Raw genomic sequence first — 17,099 nt, forward strand, 5'->3', positions numbered from 1 at the left:
CCAGCTCCCACAACCCGTCCGGAACAATCCAGCTCCACGTACCCCGCCCCATGCCCTAACCAACGAGCCATCACCACATAGGACACGGTCTAAGAAGTCATCTCATTTGGGCGAGAAGCCTGCGGTGGCAGATGAGGGTGGCGGCGATGGTGGCGAACGCTGCGAAGTGGGTGCCCTTGCGTTCGTAGCGGCGGTGGAGTCGGCGGAAGCCGCCGAGCCACGCGACGGTCCGCTCGATGACCCAGCGGTGCCGGCCGAGGCGGGTCGAGGATTCGATGCCGCGGCGGGCGATGCGGTGGGTGATCTGCCGTCGTCGCAGGTAGGAGCGGATGAAGCGGTGGTCGTAGGCTTTGTCGCCGTGGAGCTTGCCGGGTCGGCGGCGACGCGGCCCGCGGCGGGAGCGGATGGGCGGGATCGCCTCGACGAGCGGGATCAGGGCCTGGCTGTCGTGCAGGTTGGCGCCGGAGACGGCCAGCGAGAGGGGCAGACCGGTGCGTTCGGTGAGCAGGTGGATCTTCGACCCGAACTTGCCCCGATCGACAGGATTCGGACCCGTCAGATCCCCTTTTTCAGGGCTCGCATGTTCACCGAGTCGACCGCGCACCGAGACCAGTCCAGCTCACCCCGCGCGCCGAGCTCGTCCAGGACCAGGCGGTAGAGCTTGGCCCAGACCCGGGCCGCGGTCCACTCCGTGAAGCGCCGGTGCGCGGTGGGCCCCGACGGGCCGAAGCAGGGCGGAAGCTGGGCCCAGGTGCAGCCCGAGGTGGCGACGAACACGATCGCGGCCAGCACCTCCCGGTCGCCGTGCCGCCGACGGCCACCGCCCTGCGGCCGGGTCGGCGCCGCAGGCACCACCCGCTGGAACAACTCCCACAACTCATCCGGCACCAGGCGCTCCACGATCATCACGCGAACAGCCTACAAGCCCAAATGAGATGACTTCTAACGGCTCCATGACGGGGTCCTCTTCTTCGGGGCATCGGTGGCCGATACCGGGCGATTGGCCAGGGCTTCCGGCCGACCGCCGTGAGGACCCCGCCGGAGGCTCGGAGCGGACCGCGGTGTCCGCTCTCAGCCCGTCAGGGCTTCGAGTGCCTTGGACAACTCATCGCCCAGCCCGGGCATCGTGAGCGAGGTCTGCCGCATGTCCTGGGAGGGAGCCGCGAGCGTGCCGTCCCGGGTGATCCGGCCGATCCGGATCCTGCCCCACCACCAGCGGTCGTTGAGCTGGCTCAGGTCGTCCACGCCGATCCAGGTGGTGCTGGCCGGGTGCAGGACGAAGATCCGGCCCGGCTCGCTGGTGTTGATCGCGGTCTCGTCGACACTCCAGCCGGCGGCAGCACGGACCCGGTGGCCCAGGACACGGTACTGCTGCGGATGGCCCAGGACCACTGTATCGATGACCCAGTCCAGGTCACCCCACCGGTCCTGGCGCAGCCGGTCGACCAGTGCCGATGGCAAGGTGGTGTCCTCGTCGGCCAGTTGCCGCAACTCGGTCAGCCTCTCCAGCAGGATCACGACCGCCCTTGTGCGCAGGTGTTGTTCATGCTCCCGCGCGGACCGGCGCCGGTGCCACGCGCTGCGCCACCGCTCCAGGTGCCGCTGCAGAGCGTAGTAGCGCATCCGCACGGCATGCGGGGGCCGGATCACGGGCAGGCCTTCCAGACGACAGGGAAGCCGGGCTTCGGTACGAGGACCACGGCCTGAGCAACAGCCGGCGCGCCGCTCCCGCTCACAGGGCCAGGCCGAACCGCTGCTCCAACTTCTTCATCCCCTCGCTGTACCCGGCTCCCCAACGTCCGAACGTGACGTCGAAGTCCTCGTAGAGGCCTTGGTCGGTCGAGGCGCGGTGCTCGGTGGAGATCGTTTTCCACAGTCCGGTGATCCGCTCGCCGGGGCCGTGGCCGGCCGTCTCCAGCCGCCTCGTCCACTCGGCGGAGGGCAGGGTGTAGAACGCGGTGATCCACTCGCCCGACACGTCCGCGGGGTCGACGCCGCGCTCGCTGCCCAGGAGGTACAGGGCGACGGCCAGGCCGGCGCAGCCCTCGAACACGATGATCCCGTCGATCATCATGTCGTAGTCGCCGATGGGGCCTTCGACCAGGGCCAACATTCGATCCCATGCCCGAATCCATGCCTGCGGGCCCTCCGCCGGCCGGTTCCTGTGCAGGTTCTCGACCACCGTCGTCACGTGCTCTCCCTCGTCCGTCGCTGTCGGCCACTCTCGTGGAACAGTCTGCCGTCCAAGCCTCGGCGGCGGGTGGTTTTCCGGTGCCGGGTTCGTTGTCCGTCGCAATCTGCCCAACCGGGCCCTGCGGTGGCCCGGCGGATAACACGGTGGCGGCATGCTGACGATCGGCCACGAGACCGGCCCTATCGAGGTGCACCACGCCATCGCACACGTACACGGAGCATCACGGCTTCGACTGCCGCATCAGGCTGGAACTGGTCATGCCGGACGGCGTGCACGACGACGCGCTTTCCGGCCGGCTGCGTGTCGCCGCGGCCGAGTTGGAGAGCCCATCCGGACCGCTGTGGATGAAGGGCCTCGGTGGCCTGGTGGATCTGACGGAACCGAATCCTGAGATCGAACGGCTCGCCGACTGGGTCCACTCGTGGACCAGCCGGCGGCTGGGGGCGGGCATCGGCGACTACGTGCAGGTCACCGTCGCTCCGTCCTCCTCCTTTTCGCACTCGGCCTCGCGATACCGGTCCCCGGGAGGCGACCGCCCCGCGGGCAGCCGCGGGCGGGATGCTGGGGGCCTCCACGCAGGCCAGGCCCAGGCGCCGGGCGGCCTCCTGCGCCTGGCCGTCCTGGAGGTTCTGCAGGGTGAGGAGGCCGGCTGGACCGCCTTGCGCGGCGCCGCGCAAGGCGGTCCAGGACGGACGCCAGGCCGTGCCCGTCCCGGACGAGGGCGCCGACGTGCTCGAAGTAGGGGAGGGCGCGGGGCGTCGCGCAGCGGGCAGGAGGTCGGTGCTCAACGGAGTGGTCCTCTCGCGTCAGGGGAGTTCGGGCAGGGCGCCGGGGGCGGCCCGGTGCCGGGCAGCGGCGGCCGTGCGCCGGAATTCGCTCCCCTCCTCGACCCGGCCCAGCAGGTGCAGGGCCCGGCCGGTCCCGTCGAGGACCTGCACCTCGCGCCGCCGGTTGCCCGTGGCCCGGGCCAGCGGCAGACAGCGCAGGTAGACCTCCAGCGCCCGCGCCCCGTCGCCGCGGGCCAAGGCCAGTTCGGCCTCCTCCCACAGGAGCAGGAGCTCGTACCCGGGGCGGTGCTCGGCCTCGGCCAGGAGCCGGCCGGCCGTGCGCAGGTGCCCCTCGGCCTCGTCGAGCCGGCCGCCCGCCCGCGCCGGCGGTGAGGCGGGCGGAGACCAGCCGGGCCGGGCGGCACGTCCACCCGCCGACCGCGGGGCCCAGGTGGGCTTCGACGTCGGCCCGTCGGTGGGACGGGGCGTCGGGGGCGTAGCCGCGGCGCAGGCCCAGGCCGGCCAGCAGCCCGGATGCCGGGCCGGGGACCGGGGCCCAGCCGGTGGTCGTGGCCAGGGCCCGGGCGGCGTCCCGGCAGGCGGCAACGGCGGGGGTGCCGTGGGTGCGGCTCGGATCGCGGTGCAGCAGCACCTCGGTGACCGGGTCGTCGCCGTGGCCGGGCAGGGCGGCGGCGACCGGCCAGGTCCGTGCGAGGGCCTCCAGCGCCGCCCGCACGGCATCCGCGTGCTGCGGTGCCGGCGGGCGCAGCACCTGGGCCCAGGCGTCCGGGGCGGTGGCGGCCACGCGGTAGCCGTTCATGCCGTGCCGCCGGCGGTGGCCGGCCAGTCGAGGGTGAGCAGCACATCGTTCTTGCGGACGAAGGGGGTGCCGGTGGGCGGGGTGCGGGTGCGGTCGGGGTGGACGGTGAGGCGGGGGTGTCCGGCGGTGCGCAGGTGGCGGTCCCAGTGGCGGACGGCGTCGGCGAGGCGCTCGGCGGTGGCCCGGTCGCCGTGGCCGTGGACGGTGAACTCCCAGCCCTCGTCGGCGGGTTCGGTGGTCAGGTAGGCGAGGGAGCCGGGGCCGATGAGCGCGGGCTCGGTCCGGCCGGGTGCGAGGGCGGTCGGTGCGTCGGTGGCGGGCTCCTGCTGGATGCTGCAGTAGCCGCTGGTGTGGAGGGCGGTCAGGAGGTGGAGGTGGAGGGTGTCGAAGGGCGCGCCGGCGGCGGTGCGCACCCCGGTGGGGATGCGGTGGCGGGGCGTGTGCAGGGCTTCGGCGATGCCGTCGGTGTCGGGCGGTGGTCCGTCGGGGTGCCACAGCAGGACGTCGTCGGCGAGCCGGGTGGAGGGCACGTGCGGGCCGGCGCTGTCGCGGATGAATCCACAGGGCAGCCACGGCCCTTCGCTGACGAGGGTGTCGCCCTCGTGGTGCAGGGCGATCGACCAGCGGTGCGGGGTGTGGAGTTCGAGGGGGACGACCAGGCGGCCGCCGGGTGCGAGTTGCTCGGGCCAGGCGCGGGGGACGGAGTGCAGGCCGTAGGTGGCGACGATGGCGTCGAACCCGCCGGGCGGCACGAGGTGCTCGGGGGCGCCGAGGGTGCCGTCGCCCAGGACGGGGGTGACGCGGGTGGTGCTGGTCTCGGCGAGGGCGCGGCGGGTGCGGTGCACCACGCGCTCGTCCGCGTCCACGGTGACGACGTGCCCGGTGGGCCCGGCGAGGTGGGCGAGCAGGGCCGCGTTCGCGCCGCCGGAGCCGAGCTCCAGGATCCGGGCGCCGGGGGTGATGCGGGCCTGGTGGGCCATCAGGGCCTGGAGGGAGGCGGCGGATACGGAGCTGGTCGCCGCACCGGCCGCGTCGCGCAGGGTGACGTGCGGCTCGTGGGGGTCGTAGGCGTCGGACAGGCGGGCGGCGGGGACGAAGCGGTGCCGGGGCACGGCGCGCAGCGCCGCGACAACGGGCCCGGGGAGGTGGGGGTTGGCGGCACCGACGCGCTCGGCCATCTCCGCGCGCCGCCGGGCGGCCTCCGCGCTCTCGCCCGGCGCGGCCGGGGCCGGCGTGTCGTGCGGATAGGAGGAGACGGCGGGCAGGCGGCTCACCGTGCCGGGCCAGATCGCGTCCAGGGCCTGCGCGGTGGGCGTGAACACCGGCCCGAGGCCGTCCAGGGCGCACACGTCGACCCACTCCCAGCGGACGAACTTGTCCGGCTCCCGCACCGTCGGGGTGCCGGTGACATCGACGCCGCGGACCACTCCGGTCAGGCGGGGCACCTGCTGGGCGTGGTCGAGCAGGACGGTGACGACCGCGGCGCCGCCGGCCTGCAGCCCGGCCTCCTCGGCGAGTTCGCGCACCGCCGCCTCCTCCAGGCTCTCGGCCCGCGCCCCGCCGTCGCCATCCGCCACCATGTCGATCTTGCCGCCGGGCAGCTCCCACATGCCCCGGGCCGACCAGCCCAGCAGCACCCGGCCCTGCTCGTCGGTGACGACGGCCAGTGCCCCGGCGACCGCGACGTTGCCGGTGGCCGGCGTGCTGCGCTCGGTGGCGACGGTGTCCCGGTGCGGGCCGCGCAGCACCAGCACGGCGAGGTTCCCGGCATCGAGGCGCCGCACCTCGGACCAGCCGGAGGTCAGGGCGGCGATCTCGTCGTCGTCGAGGGCGATGCGCCTGCGCTCGGGCGGGGTGGTGGCGGCGAGCGGGGTGGTGACCAGCAGGGTGCCGCCGGGGGCCAGCAGCCGGCCCAGCCGGTGCAAGGCGTTCGCCCTGTCGGTCAGGAACGCCACGGACAGGCGCAGCGTGATCAACAGGTAGGGGTCGTCGCCGAGGAGGTGCGGCAGGTCGGCGTCCTCCACGTCCGCCTCCAGCCACCGCACCGCGGCGTCGGGGTGCGCGGCGCGGGCGCGCTCCAGCGCGGCGGCGGACAGGTCGATCGCGTCCACCGTCCAGCCCTGCGAGGCCAGGTGGGCGGCGAGTTCGCCGGTGCCGCAGCCCACGTCCAGGGCGCGGCCCCCGCCGGCGGGGACGGGCGCGTGCTCGGCGAGCGCGGCCTGCTCCTGCGGGCGCAGGCCGGTGAAAACGATGCCGTCGGTGTAGCTGTCGTTCCATTGGGCGGCGGTGAACCGGACGGTGGTCATGGATCTCCGTGACAGTGTGTCGGGCAGAAGCGGGGCGGGCGGTATGGCTGTCGTGCTGCGGGAGTGGAGGCGCGGGGCAGGCCGGTGTTCAGAACAGGGCGTCCTGCTCCGCGGGCGGGTCGGGCCGGGCGGCAGGTTTGGGCTGCAGCGCGGCGGTGGTGTCCAGGTCGAGCAGGGTGTGCCAGCGGCCGGCCGTGCTCCCGTCGGCGAGCAGGTGCTCCAGGAGTCGGGCGGTGGCGGTGACGTCCGGCATCGCCCGGTGCCGGTCGGCCGGGCGGGCGATGCCGTAGTGGGCCAGCAGGTGGTCGAGGCCGTAGGAGCCGAGGCCGGGCAGGACCGCCTTGGCGAGGCGGATCGTGTCGAGCAGCGGCGTGGCGGCCAGGTGGGGGCAGTGGACGGCCTGACGGGCGATCATCCCGGCCTCGACGGGCGCGTGGTGGGCGACCAGCCGGTAGGGCGGAGCGCTCAGGTGCGCGTCCAGGCGGGCCAGCACGGCGGCGGCCGGGTCCGCGCCGGCGAGCATCTGCGCGGTGATGCCGCTCAGCGCGGCGCTGCGGGCGGTGACGGGGACGTCGGCGGGCGGCCGGATCAGGGCCTCGAAGCGGCCCATCTCCACCAGGCGCCCGCGCACGGGGCGCAGCGCGAGCGCGGCGACCTCGGTCGGCTCCGGCGGCCGCCCGGGCGGGGTGAGGCCCTCGAAGTCGATGACGACCAGGGTCAGGGCGGCGAAGCCCGGATCGTCGAACAGGCCGCTCACGCCGTGTCCTTCCCCGCGGCTGCCGGAGCGCCGGCCGCGGTGCGGAGACGGGCGAGGGTGCGCAGGCCGCGCTCCAGGAGTTCGAGATCGCCGCTGGCGGCGCCGTACTGGATGCCGGAGACCGCGTCCAGGGCCTCCAGCACCGTCAGGTACTCGAGTTCCGCGGCGGTGAAGGGGCGGCCGTAGCCGTCGGCCAGCGCCGCCAGCAGGTCGGGGCGGTGCGCCCACAGGTCGGCGAGGCGGACGAAGTCGCGTACGGCGGGGCCCGGTTGGGAGCGCTCGAAGTCGATCACGTACAGCTCGCCCGACGTGTCGAGCAGCAGGTTCCGCGGCTGCAGGTCGCCGTGGGTGCACACCGTCTCGGGCTGCGGCAGCAGGGCGGCGCGGGCGGCCAGGGCGCGGACGGCGTCCTCGTCGCCGGGCGCCAGGTGCGGGCGGGCGCCGTCCAGGTGCCGCTCCAGCTTCCCCAGCGCGACCGGCAGGGTCTGGTCGGGTCCGGCGGCGGGGGCCGGGCGGTGGATCGCGGCGGCGAGCGCCCCGATCCGGCGCAGGACCGCGCGCTGCTGCTCGGGGGTGTGGACGGCGCCGTGCAGGGAGGTGCCGGGCAGCGCGGTGACGACGACCGCGAGCAGGCCGGCGTCGGCGGCCACCAGGCGGGGCGCGGCCGCCCCGAGTCCGGGAACCCAGCTGCGGTACGCCTCGACCTCGCGGGCGTGGAAGCTCGCGCTCCGGTGGACCTTCACGTACCAGCGGCCGCCCTGGCCCCCTTCGGCGCGCCACACCCGGCTGCCCGGCCTGGCCCAGGAGACGTCGGTCCAGGAGGAGAGGCGGCCCACGGCCCGCTCGGTGAACTCCCGCACCGCCGCGCCGGGACCGTCCGCCCCGGCGCCGGTGGAGGGCAGGGTCCGCAGCCGGTCGGCCCCGGGGTCGAAGGCGACCGTGTCGCCCGGCTCCTGGAAGTGGACGGCGAAGTGCCGGCCGGCGCGGTAGGCGTCCAGGGCGGCCCGGCAGTAGGCCACCATCTGCGCCGGAAGGTCGGCCAGCGGGTACCAGCCCATGGCGTCGCACAGGTCGGGCTCCATGATGGCTGGCTCCCCGCCCCAGCGGAGCACCTCGAACACCAGCCCGATCCGGGAGTTTCCGCCGGGGCCTCGGTGGTGGACGGTGACGGCGTGCCGGACGCTGTCCGGGTCGACGACGACGCCGGTCTCCTCGCGGGCCTCGCGGATCAGGGCCTGCACGGCGTCCTCGTGGGGGCCGTCGATGTGCCCCGACGGCAGGTGGAAAAGGCCCGTGGCGTAGACGGCTCCGGCCCGGCGCGTCAGCAGGACCTCGGGGCCCGCTGGGCCGTCGCGGCGCAGGAGCAGGTGGACGTCGACGGGCTCCTGGTGGCGGGCCTGCACCGCAACGGGCCCGGCCGGGGGTGCGAGGGTGCCTGCGGCGGGGGGCGGGGCGAGGGCGGCGCGCGGCCGTCCGGCGGTCGGGGCCGTGCGCCGTGCGGTGAGCAGGACGGCGGCGAGGGTGCCGGCCTCGGTGATCCGGCCGTCGTGGCACATCGCCACTGCCTCCTCCAGTGGGAGGCGGCGCAGTTCCATGTCCGCCTCGCTGGCCTCCCGCCGGTGCTCACCGAACGTCAGGCCGGTGGCGAGGTAGAGGTGTTCGCGGGTGCGGGCGCCGGCGGGCATCCGCCACATCGTCGTCAGCAGCTCGATCCGGTCGGCGCGGATGCCGGCCTCCTCCAGCAGCTCGCGCCGCGCCGCCCTCTCCGGGGCCTCGCCCGCACCGCATCCACCGCCGGGGCAGAGCAGCAGTCGTAGGCCGCACACGTGGACGTTCTCCTCCACCAGGGTGATGCGGCCCTCGTCGTCGAGGGCCACGACGCGCACCCCGTCGAGCGATTCGGTGTACTCGTAGGTGCCGGTGCTGCCGTCGGCCCGCCGGACGGTGTCGCGGCGCACCGCCACCCGCAGCCCGCGGAAGACCTCCGCCGACTCTTTCGTGGTCCAGCCCTTGATCATGTCGTCGATTCCTTCTTCCGGTCGTACCGCAGGGGCAGGGGGTGGTGAGGGGTGTCCGGCGCGCGGGGCGCAGGTCACGGGGGCAGGGGTGGTGGCGGCGGCTCCAGGCGCTGGAGGTGGCGCTCGTACCGGCCGTCGGGGTGGTGCACGGTGCGGTAGGCGTAGGGGACGGCGCTGCCGTCGAAGACGACGACGCCTTCCTCCACGACGGCCCGGCCGGTGCTGGCGGCGTGCAGCAGGGCTGCGGTGTGCCGCGGCGGCAGGGGTTGCGCCGGCGGCCGCCGGTGCCGGCCCGTCACCGGCCGTCCGCTTCCGGAGCGCGGCCGGCCGAAAGGGGTCCGAGGAGGGCCCGCGCGCGGTCGGCGACCTGACGCGGCGTGAGGCCGGTGGTGTCGACGACCTCGGCGCCGGCGGCGAGCCAACTGCCGTACGCCTCCTCGTACACGGGCAGTTGCCTGCGCCGGAACGCGCGGACCTTCGCGCTGCGAACCTCGTCGCCGGGGTACTCGACGGCGGCGCCGATACGGGCGCGGACCGTGTCCGGGGAGGCGTGGAGCAGCAGGTGCCGCAACGGGGCTCCGGCGGTGCGGACGGCGTCGTGGATCTCGGCGGCGTAGGTGCGGCGCAGCAGCGTCATCGGGACGAGGACCGGGCGGCCGCCGTTCTCACGGTGGCAGTGGACGGCGAGCTGCGCGGTCAGGGCGCGCCAGGCCGGGTGGTCCTGGAAGTCGCGGTACGTGCCGGGGAAGACCCGGCGCACGACGGCGCCGATCTCCTCCGGGTCGGCCAGGACGGCGCCGGGCAGTTCCTGCCGCAGGGTGGTGGCGAGGGTGGTCTTACCCACGCCGAAGGGGCCGTTGATCCAGACGATCATGTGCGGCTCGTCTCGTCGCGGTCGGCCGGGCAGGACGGTTGGTGGCGCGGGCCGGGCAGGTGGGCGGCGTACTGCCGGGCCTGGAGCAGGTAGGCCGTGCGGTAGCCGCCCGCGCCGGGCCGCTGCCCGTCCGGGTCGGGTTCGGCGGCCATGAGCTGCTCGTGCGTGCCCTGTTCGACGAGGCGGCCGTCCTTGAGGACGTAGATGAGGTCCGCGGAGGAGCAGGCCGCCAGGCGGTGGGTGATCAGCACCACGGTCGCCCCCTGCTCCGCGAGGCGGCGCAGGTTGTCGAACGCCCGCACCTCGGCGGCCGGGTCGAGCGCGCTGGTCGGCTCGTCCGCGACGACCAGGAACGGGCGCCGCCCGTCGGGGCCGGCGGTGGTGGCGCGCAGGTGGGTGCGGGCGGTGCCGATCCGCTGCCGCTGGCCGCCGGAGAACTCGACCCCGCCCTCGAAACCCCGCGCCGCCAGGGTGTCCCAGCCCCGGTCCTGCTCGCGGAGCAGGGACTCCATGCCCGCGAACTCGGCCGCCGCGGCGAGGGCGCGGGCGTCGTCGTGGTGGCCGGGGCGGCCGGCGGTGACGATCGCCCGCAGGGTCAGGGGCCAGTGGAAGGCGTCCTGCGGGAGCAGCACGGTGGAGGCGAACTGCTGGGCCCGGTTGGCGGTCGCGGTGTCGACACCGTCCCAGCGGATGGTGCCGCTGTCGGGCCGGTACAGGCCGCACAGCAGCCGGGCCAGGGTGGACTTGCCCGCGCCGTTGTCGCCGACCAGGGCCACGATCTTCCCCGTCGGGACGACCAGGTTGACCTTGTCCAGCGACGGCGCGGTGCGGCCGGCGTAGGTGAAGGAGACGTCCTCGACGTGGATCGCGGCGGGGCGCTCGGGCAGGTCGGCGCCGCCGGCGGGGATGGCGAGCTTCTCGGCCTCGGTGGCGAGCTTCTGCAGGTCGCCGACGTAGAGCGCTTCCTCGAAGAGCTGGTTGACGCTGCTCAGCAGGCCGCCGACGTTCACGGCGCCGGTGCGCACCGCGACGACGGCGGTGCCGGCGGCGGCCAGCGCCAGGTGCCCGCCGGAGACGAGCACACCGAGGAGGCAGAAGGTGGCGGCGTAGGCGAGGCCGGACGCGGCGGCCGCGGCGAGCTTGGTGCGGGCCCCGGCGGAGGCCAGTCGGGCCTGCTCCGCGTCCGAGGCCAGGGCCATCTGCTCGAAGTGGTGCAGCAGGAACGCGCCGACGCCGTGCACCCGGATCTCGGCGGCCGTCCAGGTCTGGGTGAGGAGCTGGGCGATGAGCTGGGAGGCCCGCAGGTGCTGGAGCCAGGCCATCACCGAGTTGCGCCGGCGCCGGGCGGTGACGGCCGCGCCCCACGCGCGGGGGGCCGCGATCAGCACCAGCAGCGGTAGCAGCACCGGGGACAGCGTGAACAGCACGCCGCCGGTGGCGGCCATGGACAGCAGGGTGCCCAGCACCGCGACGGACTCGGTGGTCAGCCGGTGCACGGAGTTGATGCCGAATCGGGCCGACTCCAGGAGGCGGTTGAACTCCGGGTCCTCCAGGGAGGCCATCTCCACCCGCTGGGCCCGCTCCAGCAGGGCGAGGGTCGCCGTGCGCTGGATGCGGGGACTGAGCCGGTCCGCCCCCCAGGAGGACACCACCGCGAAGACGGCCCCGGCGCCGGTGGCGGCACCGGCCACCAGCACCGAGGGCAGCACCGCGTGCAGCGCACCGGAGGCCCCGGCGGAGGAGAGCAGGTGCCCCAGGGCGGCGTTGACGGCGACCAGGGACAGCGCCCCCGCCCCGGCGCGGCCGACCTCGGCGAGCACCACCCCCGCCAGCGCGGCGCGGTCGGCCTGCCAGGCCAACTGCCAGGCCAGGCGCAGCATCCCGGGGATCTGCCGCACGACCGTCCACAGGCCGGCCTGCGCGCCGGCGTCCTCGTGGCGCACGAATCCGCCGTCGTAGCGCATCGGCCCGCCGAACAGCAGCAGCTCGCTCGGCGAGGCTCCGGCGGCCTCGACGGCCGCGGGCCGGGTCCGCCGCTTCACGCCGCCCCTTCCTCGTCCGCGGGCCCGACGGTGCCGGCCGCCGCCAGCGGCCGGCGCAGCGTCAGGTAGTGCGCGGCGGGGGCGAAGCCGAGCTTCTCGTACAGCGGCAGGCCCTCCTCGGTGGCGATCAGCTCGACCGACGAGCAGCCCTTCTGCTGCAGCTCGGCGACCAGGGCCCGGGTGACGGCCTCCGCCAGGCCCCGGCGGCGGTGGCGCGGATCCGTGACGACGGTGTGGACGCGGCCCCACAGGCCGCCGGGGTAGGAGGGGCCGTCGTAGCCCCGGTAGAGGACGCCGATCGCGCACGCCGCGAGCGTGCCGTCGCCGGCGTCGGCGACGTGGGCCAGCAGGTGCGGGTCGGTGCCGAGGCGGGCTTGCATGTCGGCCAGGAACGTGGCGCGCCAGGCGTCGTCGGCGGGCCGGCCGGTGAGGACGTCGACGCGCAGGCGCAGCAGCTCCTCGGCGTCGTCGGACACGGCGGGGCGGGTGGGAGTCGGCGGCATCGGGCTCCTCCTCGGGGCGGGTACGGGTCAGGTGCCGACTGGGTGGGCGGCGGCGCGGGACCGGGATGGACCGGGGCCGGTGTCAGCGGACGACGTAGGCGGGGACGCCGGTGCGCACCGCGTCCAGGACGGCGAGCGTGAGCTGCGCCCGGCGGGGGCCTGCCTGCGCGGCCAGCTCCTTGCGGGACAGGAGGACCACCTCGGTGTGCTCGGCCGGGTCGAGGCGGATCGCGGCGACCTGCGAGGGGGTCAGCTCGCCGCCGTGGAAGGCGAATCCGACCTTGGCCGGCCAGCCCCCGCGCGGCTGTTCGAACACGACTGCCAGCAGCGGCAGCCGGTCCGCATCGGGTTCCAGGAGGATGCCGGTCTCCTCCGCGCACTCGCGCACCGCGGTGTGCAGCGGGCTCGGATCGGTGAACTCCACGTCGCCGCCCGGCCATTGGAGGCCCTTGGCCGGGTCGGTGGCGCGCAGCAGCACGGCCCGCCCGTTGCGGGTGGTGAAGAAGACGGAGCCCCACATCGGGGCGGCGGGGATCGCGGGCAGGTAGGCGGGCAGCGGCAGGTGTCCGGGCAGGACCGGTGGCGGGGCGGTGTGGCGGCGGATCAGCTCCGCCTCGTGGGCGGCGACCGGCTCCGGCAGCTCGGCGGGCAGGACCCAGCGGTGGCCGTCGTGCTCGGCCGACAGCCGCACCTGCTGAACGTGGTCGAGGCAGGCGGCGATCACGTGGGCGCGGGTGCGGGCACCGCGGGAGTTGGTGTAGTCCTTGTGCCCGAGGTGCGCGGTGACACGGGCAGCGGTGATCCCGGCCTCCTCGGCCAGCTCGCGCAGCCCGGCCGCGACAATGCCTTCGCCCGGTTCGGTGCCGCCGCCGGGCAGTTCCCACAGGCCCGCCTGCAGGGTGCCGGGGGCGCGCCGCACCAGCAGCACCCGGCCGGTGCGGTCGGTGAGCAGGACGCTGACGGAAGTGCGCTCGACGTCCTCCGCGCGCGCCCGGGCCGGCGGATCGAACACCGGCAACGCGGCCGCTGCCCGGTCGCCCGCCCGGCGCACAGCCCCGGTGGCGGGCGGCCGGGCAGTGACCGCAGCGGTGGCGTGCTCCTCGACGAGGCGGCGGGTGGAGGCGCGCAGGTGGAGGCGGTGCAGGTCCTGGGGGCGGAACCAGTGCACGAGGACGCCCTCGCGCAGGCCGGCCTCGTCGGGGTGGCCGTCCCAGCGGGCGGTGAAGATCTGGATCGGGACGGCCAGGCCGCGGCGGTCGGTCGTCCACTCCACGGTCAGCGGCTCGACCGACCCGAGGTTCAACCCGGGGACTTCCTCGGCGAGTTCGCGGCGCAGCGTCGCCTCGATCGTGGCGTCGCCCGCCTCCCGGCCGCCGCCCAGCAGGCTCCACTCTCCCGGCGCCCAGATGTGCGGGAAGTTGTCGCGCAGGTGCAGCAGGTACTGGCCGCGGCCGTTGTGGACCAGGGCGGAGGCGTTCACCGGCTCCGGGCGGCCGGTCAGGCCCGCCGCGAGCAGCCCGGCACGCAGCCCGGGAGGGGAGACCTCGGACAGCCGGCACCACGCGGCCCCGGCGGCCCCCGTCTCCTTGAGGTCCGCGGGCGGCATCTCGCCGTCGGCGAGGTGGAAGACGTAGCGGAAGTCGAAGTGCAGCCGGGCGCCTTCGCTGCCGACAGGGTCCGAGCCGATGTCGACGGGCGTGTCCATCAACTGCGGTGCCAGGCAGAGCGCTCCGGCCGCAAGCCCGGTCCCCTCGGTGACCGCGCGGATCGCCGCCTCCAGAAGCCCCCCGCCCCCGCCCCCGCCCTCGTCGCCGCCGGGCTGCGCCTGCGGGCCGGCGGCCGGGCCGCGGACGTGCAGGACGTTCAGGTCCCGGTCGACGACGACACCGCTGCAGGTGACGTGCACCGGCCGCATCGTCGGGTCCGGCGCGCCGTCCAGCAGGTCCAGCAGCGGGAGCAGGCGTTCGCGTTCGTCGGGTCGGCGCTCCAGGTAGGCGCGGACGGCGGTCGCGGTCTCCGTGGTGGTGGCAGGCAATCAGGGCTCCGTATCCGGTGTCACGAGAGGATCCGGCCGCGTGGGCCGGGGCGGCAAGTATCAGCGTTTCAGGGCGTTTTGGACGTTCGACGGGAGTGCCCGGGGGGCCGATGCTGGTGGATCGGGCCGGTGGCGTTCAAGGGGGTCGCCTCCGGGCGTGCCTGGGTCGAAGGGTGCGTTTTCGAGCACCCGGGCGGCACTGTCCACTGCGGCGTCCAGCCGTTCGCGGGTGTCCTCGGGTATGCGGCCGCTTCCCAGCGAGCAGGCGGCGAGAGCCTGTTCGAGGGCGGCTGTTCGGTCTTCGTCCAGGGCGTCGCGGACGGCGGGGTGGGTGAGGAGGTCGCGCAGGGCGTAGCCGTCGCCGGATTCATCCGTTCGGTTGATCGCGGCCCGGGCGAGGTTTCGGGCGGCCGGGGTGCCGGGGTCGGCGGCGTCGAGGACGGTGAGGGCGAGGCGGGTGGTGAACACCGCCAGGCCGTCGCCCGGTTGGAGAGCGGTCCACAGGCCGGCGGCGTGTTCGGCGGCTGCCTGGTCGCCGGGGCGGCACAGGGCGGTGAGGGCGGCGGTGACCGTCTCCTCCCACGGGTCGCCGGGTTCGGTCTCCCGCAGCAGGGCCAGGGCGGCGGAGTCGTTGCCGGTGGTGGCGGCGGCGAGGACGGCGGTCTGGCGGCCGTCGAGGATGCGGCGGCCGATGCCGCGGTGCTCCTCGATGTGGTGCAGGGCGTCCTGCCAGCGGCCGGCGGCGGTCAGGGCGCGGGTCCCGTCGGCGATGACGACCCGCCACAGCCACGCCCGGACTTCGGCGCGCTGCTCGTCGGTCTCCGTGAGCGCGGCGGGCACGGTGATGCCGTCGATCCTGGTTCCGACGGCGTTGGTGACGGCGCGGTAGAGGTCGAGGAGGAGCCGGTGGCCGCTGTGGTGGCGGCCGGCGCGCAGGTGGAGGCGGGCGAGGTTGACGATCGGCTCCAGGCCGCGGATGGCGCTCATCGCCGTCAGCGGGCCGCGGGCGAGGTACAGGTTCGCGTGGCGGTGGCACAGGGCGCGCGCGTCGGCGGGCAGGTCGAGGTCGGAGGCGAGAAGGGCGGCCTGGTTGAGGACGGTGGAGGCGAGGCCCGCGTCGCTCTGCCGGGAGGCCGTGTCGGCCAGCTCGCGGAGCCGGCCGACACGGGCGTTCAGGGGCAGGCACGCGGGCCGGATCCTGGGCACCAGCGGGAAGCGCCGGGCGGTGGGTCCGGTCGGGTGCACGGCGGCTACTCCCAGGTGACGGTGATCGGGTGGTGCGGGCGCTCCAGGACGAAGCGGCCGGCGGCCGGGTCGGCGGCGGGCGGGGTGTCGGGCAGCGCGATGCGCAGGGCGCGGTCGCGGAAGCCGGCGTCCCAGGTGCGGATCTGCTCGGAGACGAGGTCGGCGAGCGCGGCGCCGTCGGGGCCGTGGCCGATCACGCCGGTCTCGTAGGTCTTGCGGCCCTCGGTGGTGGGGGTGCCGGGGCGCAGGGTGAGGTAGGCGAGGGAGCCGTCGTGGACGGTGGCCATGGCGCCCCAGCCGAACATCGGGCTGGCGGTGCCCTTCTCGCGGGCGGTGGCGCTGACGCTCATCCGCAGCAGGGAGTTGGGCAGGGTCAGGGCGAGGAACAGGTCCTGGTACTCGTAGGTGGTGCCGGCGGGGATCGTCACCCCGGTCCAGGTCTCGTGGCGGGGGGTGTCGAGGACGCCGGCGAGGAGGGCGGGGTCGGCGCTCTGGTCCTTGTGGACCTGGAGGGTGACGGCGCCGTCCCCGGTGAGGTCGACGGTGCGGCGGGCGTCGTCCATGCTGCCGCGCAGCGGCATGAAGACGGCGAGCTGGTGGTCGACGGACACCCAGCCGTCGGCGGCGCGTTCGAAGGCGATGGTGCGCGAGGCGGTGCCGCGCAGGCGCAGCGGCACCACGATCCGGCCGTCCGCCTTGACCTGCTGAAGCCAGGCGGTGGGCATCTCGCTGGTGCTGACGGTGGCGGTGATCCGGTCGAAGGGCGCGCCGGCCGGGTGGCCGAGGGCGCCGTCGCCGAGCAGGGCTTCGACGTTGGCGATGCCGGCGTCGGCGAGGTGCTTGCGGGCGCCGTCGACCAGGTCCTCGTCGACGTCGACGGTGGTGACGCGGCCGTCGGGGCCGACGAGGTGCCCGAGGTAGGCGGCGTTGACGCCGGTTCCGGCGCCTGCTTCGAAGATGCGCTCGCCGGGCCGGGCGGCGAGCTGTTCGAGCATCAGGGCGACGATGGCGGGCTGGGAGGCGGCGCTGATCTGCGCGCCGGAGCCGTCGGTCTTGGTGTAGACGGGGTTGTCGGCGTAGGCGGCCTCCAGGGGGAAGCCGGGCAGGAAGTGCTCGCGGGCGACGGTGCGGAAGGCGGCCTCGACCGGGGCGGTGCGGATGGCGTGCTGGTCGAGCAGGCGCTCGGTGAGGGCCTCGCGCAGCCGGTCGGCAGTCGCTGCGGGCTCGGTGTCGTTGCTCAGGTCGGTCATGTGGGTGGCCTCGATGGTTGCGGTGTCGGTGGTGGTCGAAGGCGCGGGGCCCTCGGTGGAGTGGAAGACGGCGTCCAGCGCACGTGCGGCGAGGGCTGCTTGGTGATCGACCGGCAGTCCGGCGCGGTTGGCGTGGAAGAGGAGGTGGTGGGCGAGGACGGCGCGCAGCCCGCGGTGCAGGCGGCCTTCGCGGGCGAGGCGGGCGAGATCCTGTCCGGCGTGCTCGAAGGCGTCCACCCAGACGGCGTGGCCGGTGAGCGGCGCGTCGCGGCGGGTGCGGGGTGTCGC

At 75.2% G+C, this 17,099-nt stretch carries 14 protein-coding genes; all 14 read right to left on the reverse strand.

Translation table 11 applies throughout. The annotated features are described in order from the left end of the window. Positions 1 to 97 precede the first annotated feature (97 nt). Positions 98 to 906, reverse strand: a protein-coding gene (locus ACIOHG_RS26420) for an IS5 family transposase (protein WP_400954238.1) whose coding sequence is annotated in 2 segments (ribosomal slippage) — positions 98 to 567 and positions 567 to 906 — 810 coding nt in all. Because the reading frame shifts where the segments join, the coding sequence is not laid out codon by codon here. A 165-nt stretch (positions 907 to 1,071) separates the two neighbouring features. After that, a complete protein-coding gene (locus ACIOHG_RS26425; RefSeq protein ID WP_400954104.1) occupies positions 1,072 to 1,518 on the reverse strand; it encodes a hypothetical protein in 447 nt (148 codons plus the stop codon). Positions 1,519 to 1,732: 214 nt separating this feature from the next. Next, positions 1,733 to 2,110, reverse strand: coding sequence for a hypothetical protein (locus ACIOHG_RS26430; protein ID WP_400954105.1), 378 nt, complete (start codon positions 2,108 to 2,110; stop codon positions 1,733 to 1,735). 890 nt (positions 2,111 to 3,000) lie between these two features. Next, positions 3,001 to 3,219, reverse strand: coding sequence for a hypothetical protein (locus ACIOHG_RS26435; protein WP_400954106.1), 219 nt, complete (start codon positions 3,217 to 3,219; stop codon positions 3,001 to 3,003). Positions 3,220 to 3,777: 558 nt separating this feature from the next. Then, a complete protein-coding gene (locus ACIOHG_RS26440; RefSeq protein WP_400954107.1) occupies positions 3,778 to 6,087 on the reverse strand; it encodes a methyltransferase domain-containing protein in 2,310 nt (769 codons plus the stop codon). Positions 6,088 to 6,175: 88 nt separating this feature from the next. Beyond that, on the reverse strand, positions 6,176 to 6,844 hold the full coding sequence (locus ACIOHG_RS26445; protein WP_400954108.1) for a PolC-type DNA polymerase III: 669 nt from the start codon (positions 6,842 to 6,844) through the stop codon (positions 6,176 to 6,178). Beyond that, positions 6,841 to 8,862 (reverse strand): NUDIX domain-containing protein, encoded by a 2,022-nt coding sequence (locus ACIOHG_RS26450; protein ID WP_400954109.1) that lies wholly within the window; start codon positions 8,860 to 8,862, stop codon positions 6,841 to 6,843. Before ACIOHG_RS26450 ends, ACIOHG_RS26445 begins: the two co-directional genes overlap by 4 nt. 74 nt (positions 8,863 to 8,936) lie before the next feature. Then, positions 8,937 to 9,161 carry a hypothetical protein gene (locus ACIOHG_RS26455; protein ID WP_400954110.1) on the reverse strand — a complete coding sequence of 75 codons (225 nt, stop codon included), beginning with the start codon at positions 9,159 to 9,161 and terminating at the stop codon, positions 8,937 to 8,939. Next, the gene (locus ACIOHG_RS26460; protein ID WP_400954111.1) at positions 9,158 to 9,736 is read right to left on the reverse strand and encodes an AAA family ATPase; all 579 of its coding nucleotides are present in this window, start codon (positions 9,734 to 9,736) and stop codon (positions 9,158 to 9,160) included. Before ACIOHG_RS26460 ends, ACIOHG_RS26455 begins: the two co-directional genes overlap by 4 nt. Then, positions 9,733 to 11,778 carry an ATP-binding cassette domain-containing protein gene (locus tag ACIOHG_RS26465; RefSeq protein ID WP_400954112.1) on the reverse strand — a complete coding sequence of 682 codons (2,046 nt, stop codon included), beginning with the start codon at positions 11,776 to 11,778 and terminating at the stop codon, positions 9,733 to 9,735. The genes ACIOHG_RS26460 and ACIOHG_RS26465 overlap by 4 nt, the downstream gene beginning before the upstream one ends. Continuing rightward, complete coding sequence (locus ACIOHG_RS26470; RefSeq protein WP_400954113.1) at positions 11,775 to 12,281, reverse strand: GNAT family N-acetyltransferase; 507 nt, start codon at positions 12,279 to 12,281, stop codon at positions 11,775 to 11,777. Before ACIOHG_RS26470 ends, ACIOHG_RS26465 begins: the two co-directional genes overlap by 4 nt. Positions 12,282 to 12,363: 82 nt before the next feature. Beyond that, a complete protein-coding gene (locus ACIOHG_RS26475; protein ID WP_400954114.1) occupies positions 12,364 to 14,316 on the reverse strand; it encodes an NUDIX domain-containing protein in 1,953 nt (650 codons plus the stop codon). 60 nt (positions 14,317 to 14,376) lie between these two features. Then, positions 14,377 to 15,561, reverse strand: a complete 1,185-nt coding sequence (locus ACIOHG_RS26480; RefSeq protein ID WP_400954115.1) for a hypothetical protein — start codon at positions 15,559 to 15,561, stop codon at positions 14,377 to 14,379. A 5-nt stretch (positions 15,562 to 15,566) separates the two neighbouring features. After that, positions 15,567 to 17,048: a methyltransferase, FxLD system gene (gene fxlM / locus ACIOHG_RS26485; protein ID WP_400954239.1), complete on the reverse strand. Its 1,482-nt coding sequence runs from the start codon at positions 17,046 to 17,048 to the stop codon at positions 15,567 to 15,569. Positions 17,049 to 17,099: the final 51 nt, after the last annotated feature.

Source organism: Kitasatospora sp. NPDC088134 (genome assembly GCF_044741705.1).
Classification (GTDB): Bacteria; Actinomycetota; Actinomycetes; order Streptomycetales; family Streptomycetaceae; genus Kitasatospora.

Excerpts from the sequence above, each read along its gene's own strand:
- ACIOHG_RS26440 (WP_400954107.1), bottom strand. The coding sequence starts at position 6,087 with ATGACCACCGTCCGGTTCACCGCCGCCCAATGGAACGACAGCTACACC.
- ACIOHG_RS26450 (WP_400954109.1), bottom strand. The coding sequence starts at position 8,862 with ATGATCAAGGGCTGGACCACGAAAGAGTCGGCGGAGGTCTTCCGCGGG.
- ACIOHG_RS26460 (WP_400954111.1), bottom strand. The coding sequence starts at position 9,736 with ATGATCGTCTGGATCAACGGCCCCTTCGGCGTGGGTAAGACCACCCTC.
- ACIOHG_RS26470 (WP_400954113.1), bottom strand. The coding sequence starts at position 12,281 with ATGCCGCCGACTCCCACCCGCCCCGCCGTGTCCGACGACGCCGAGGAG.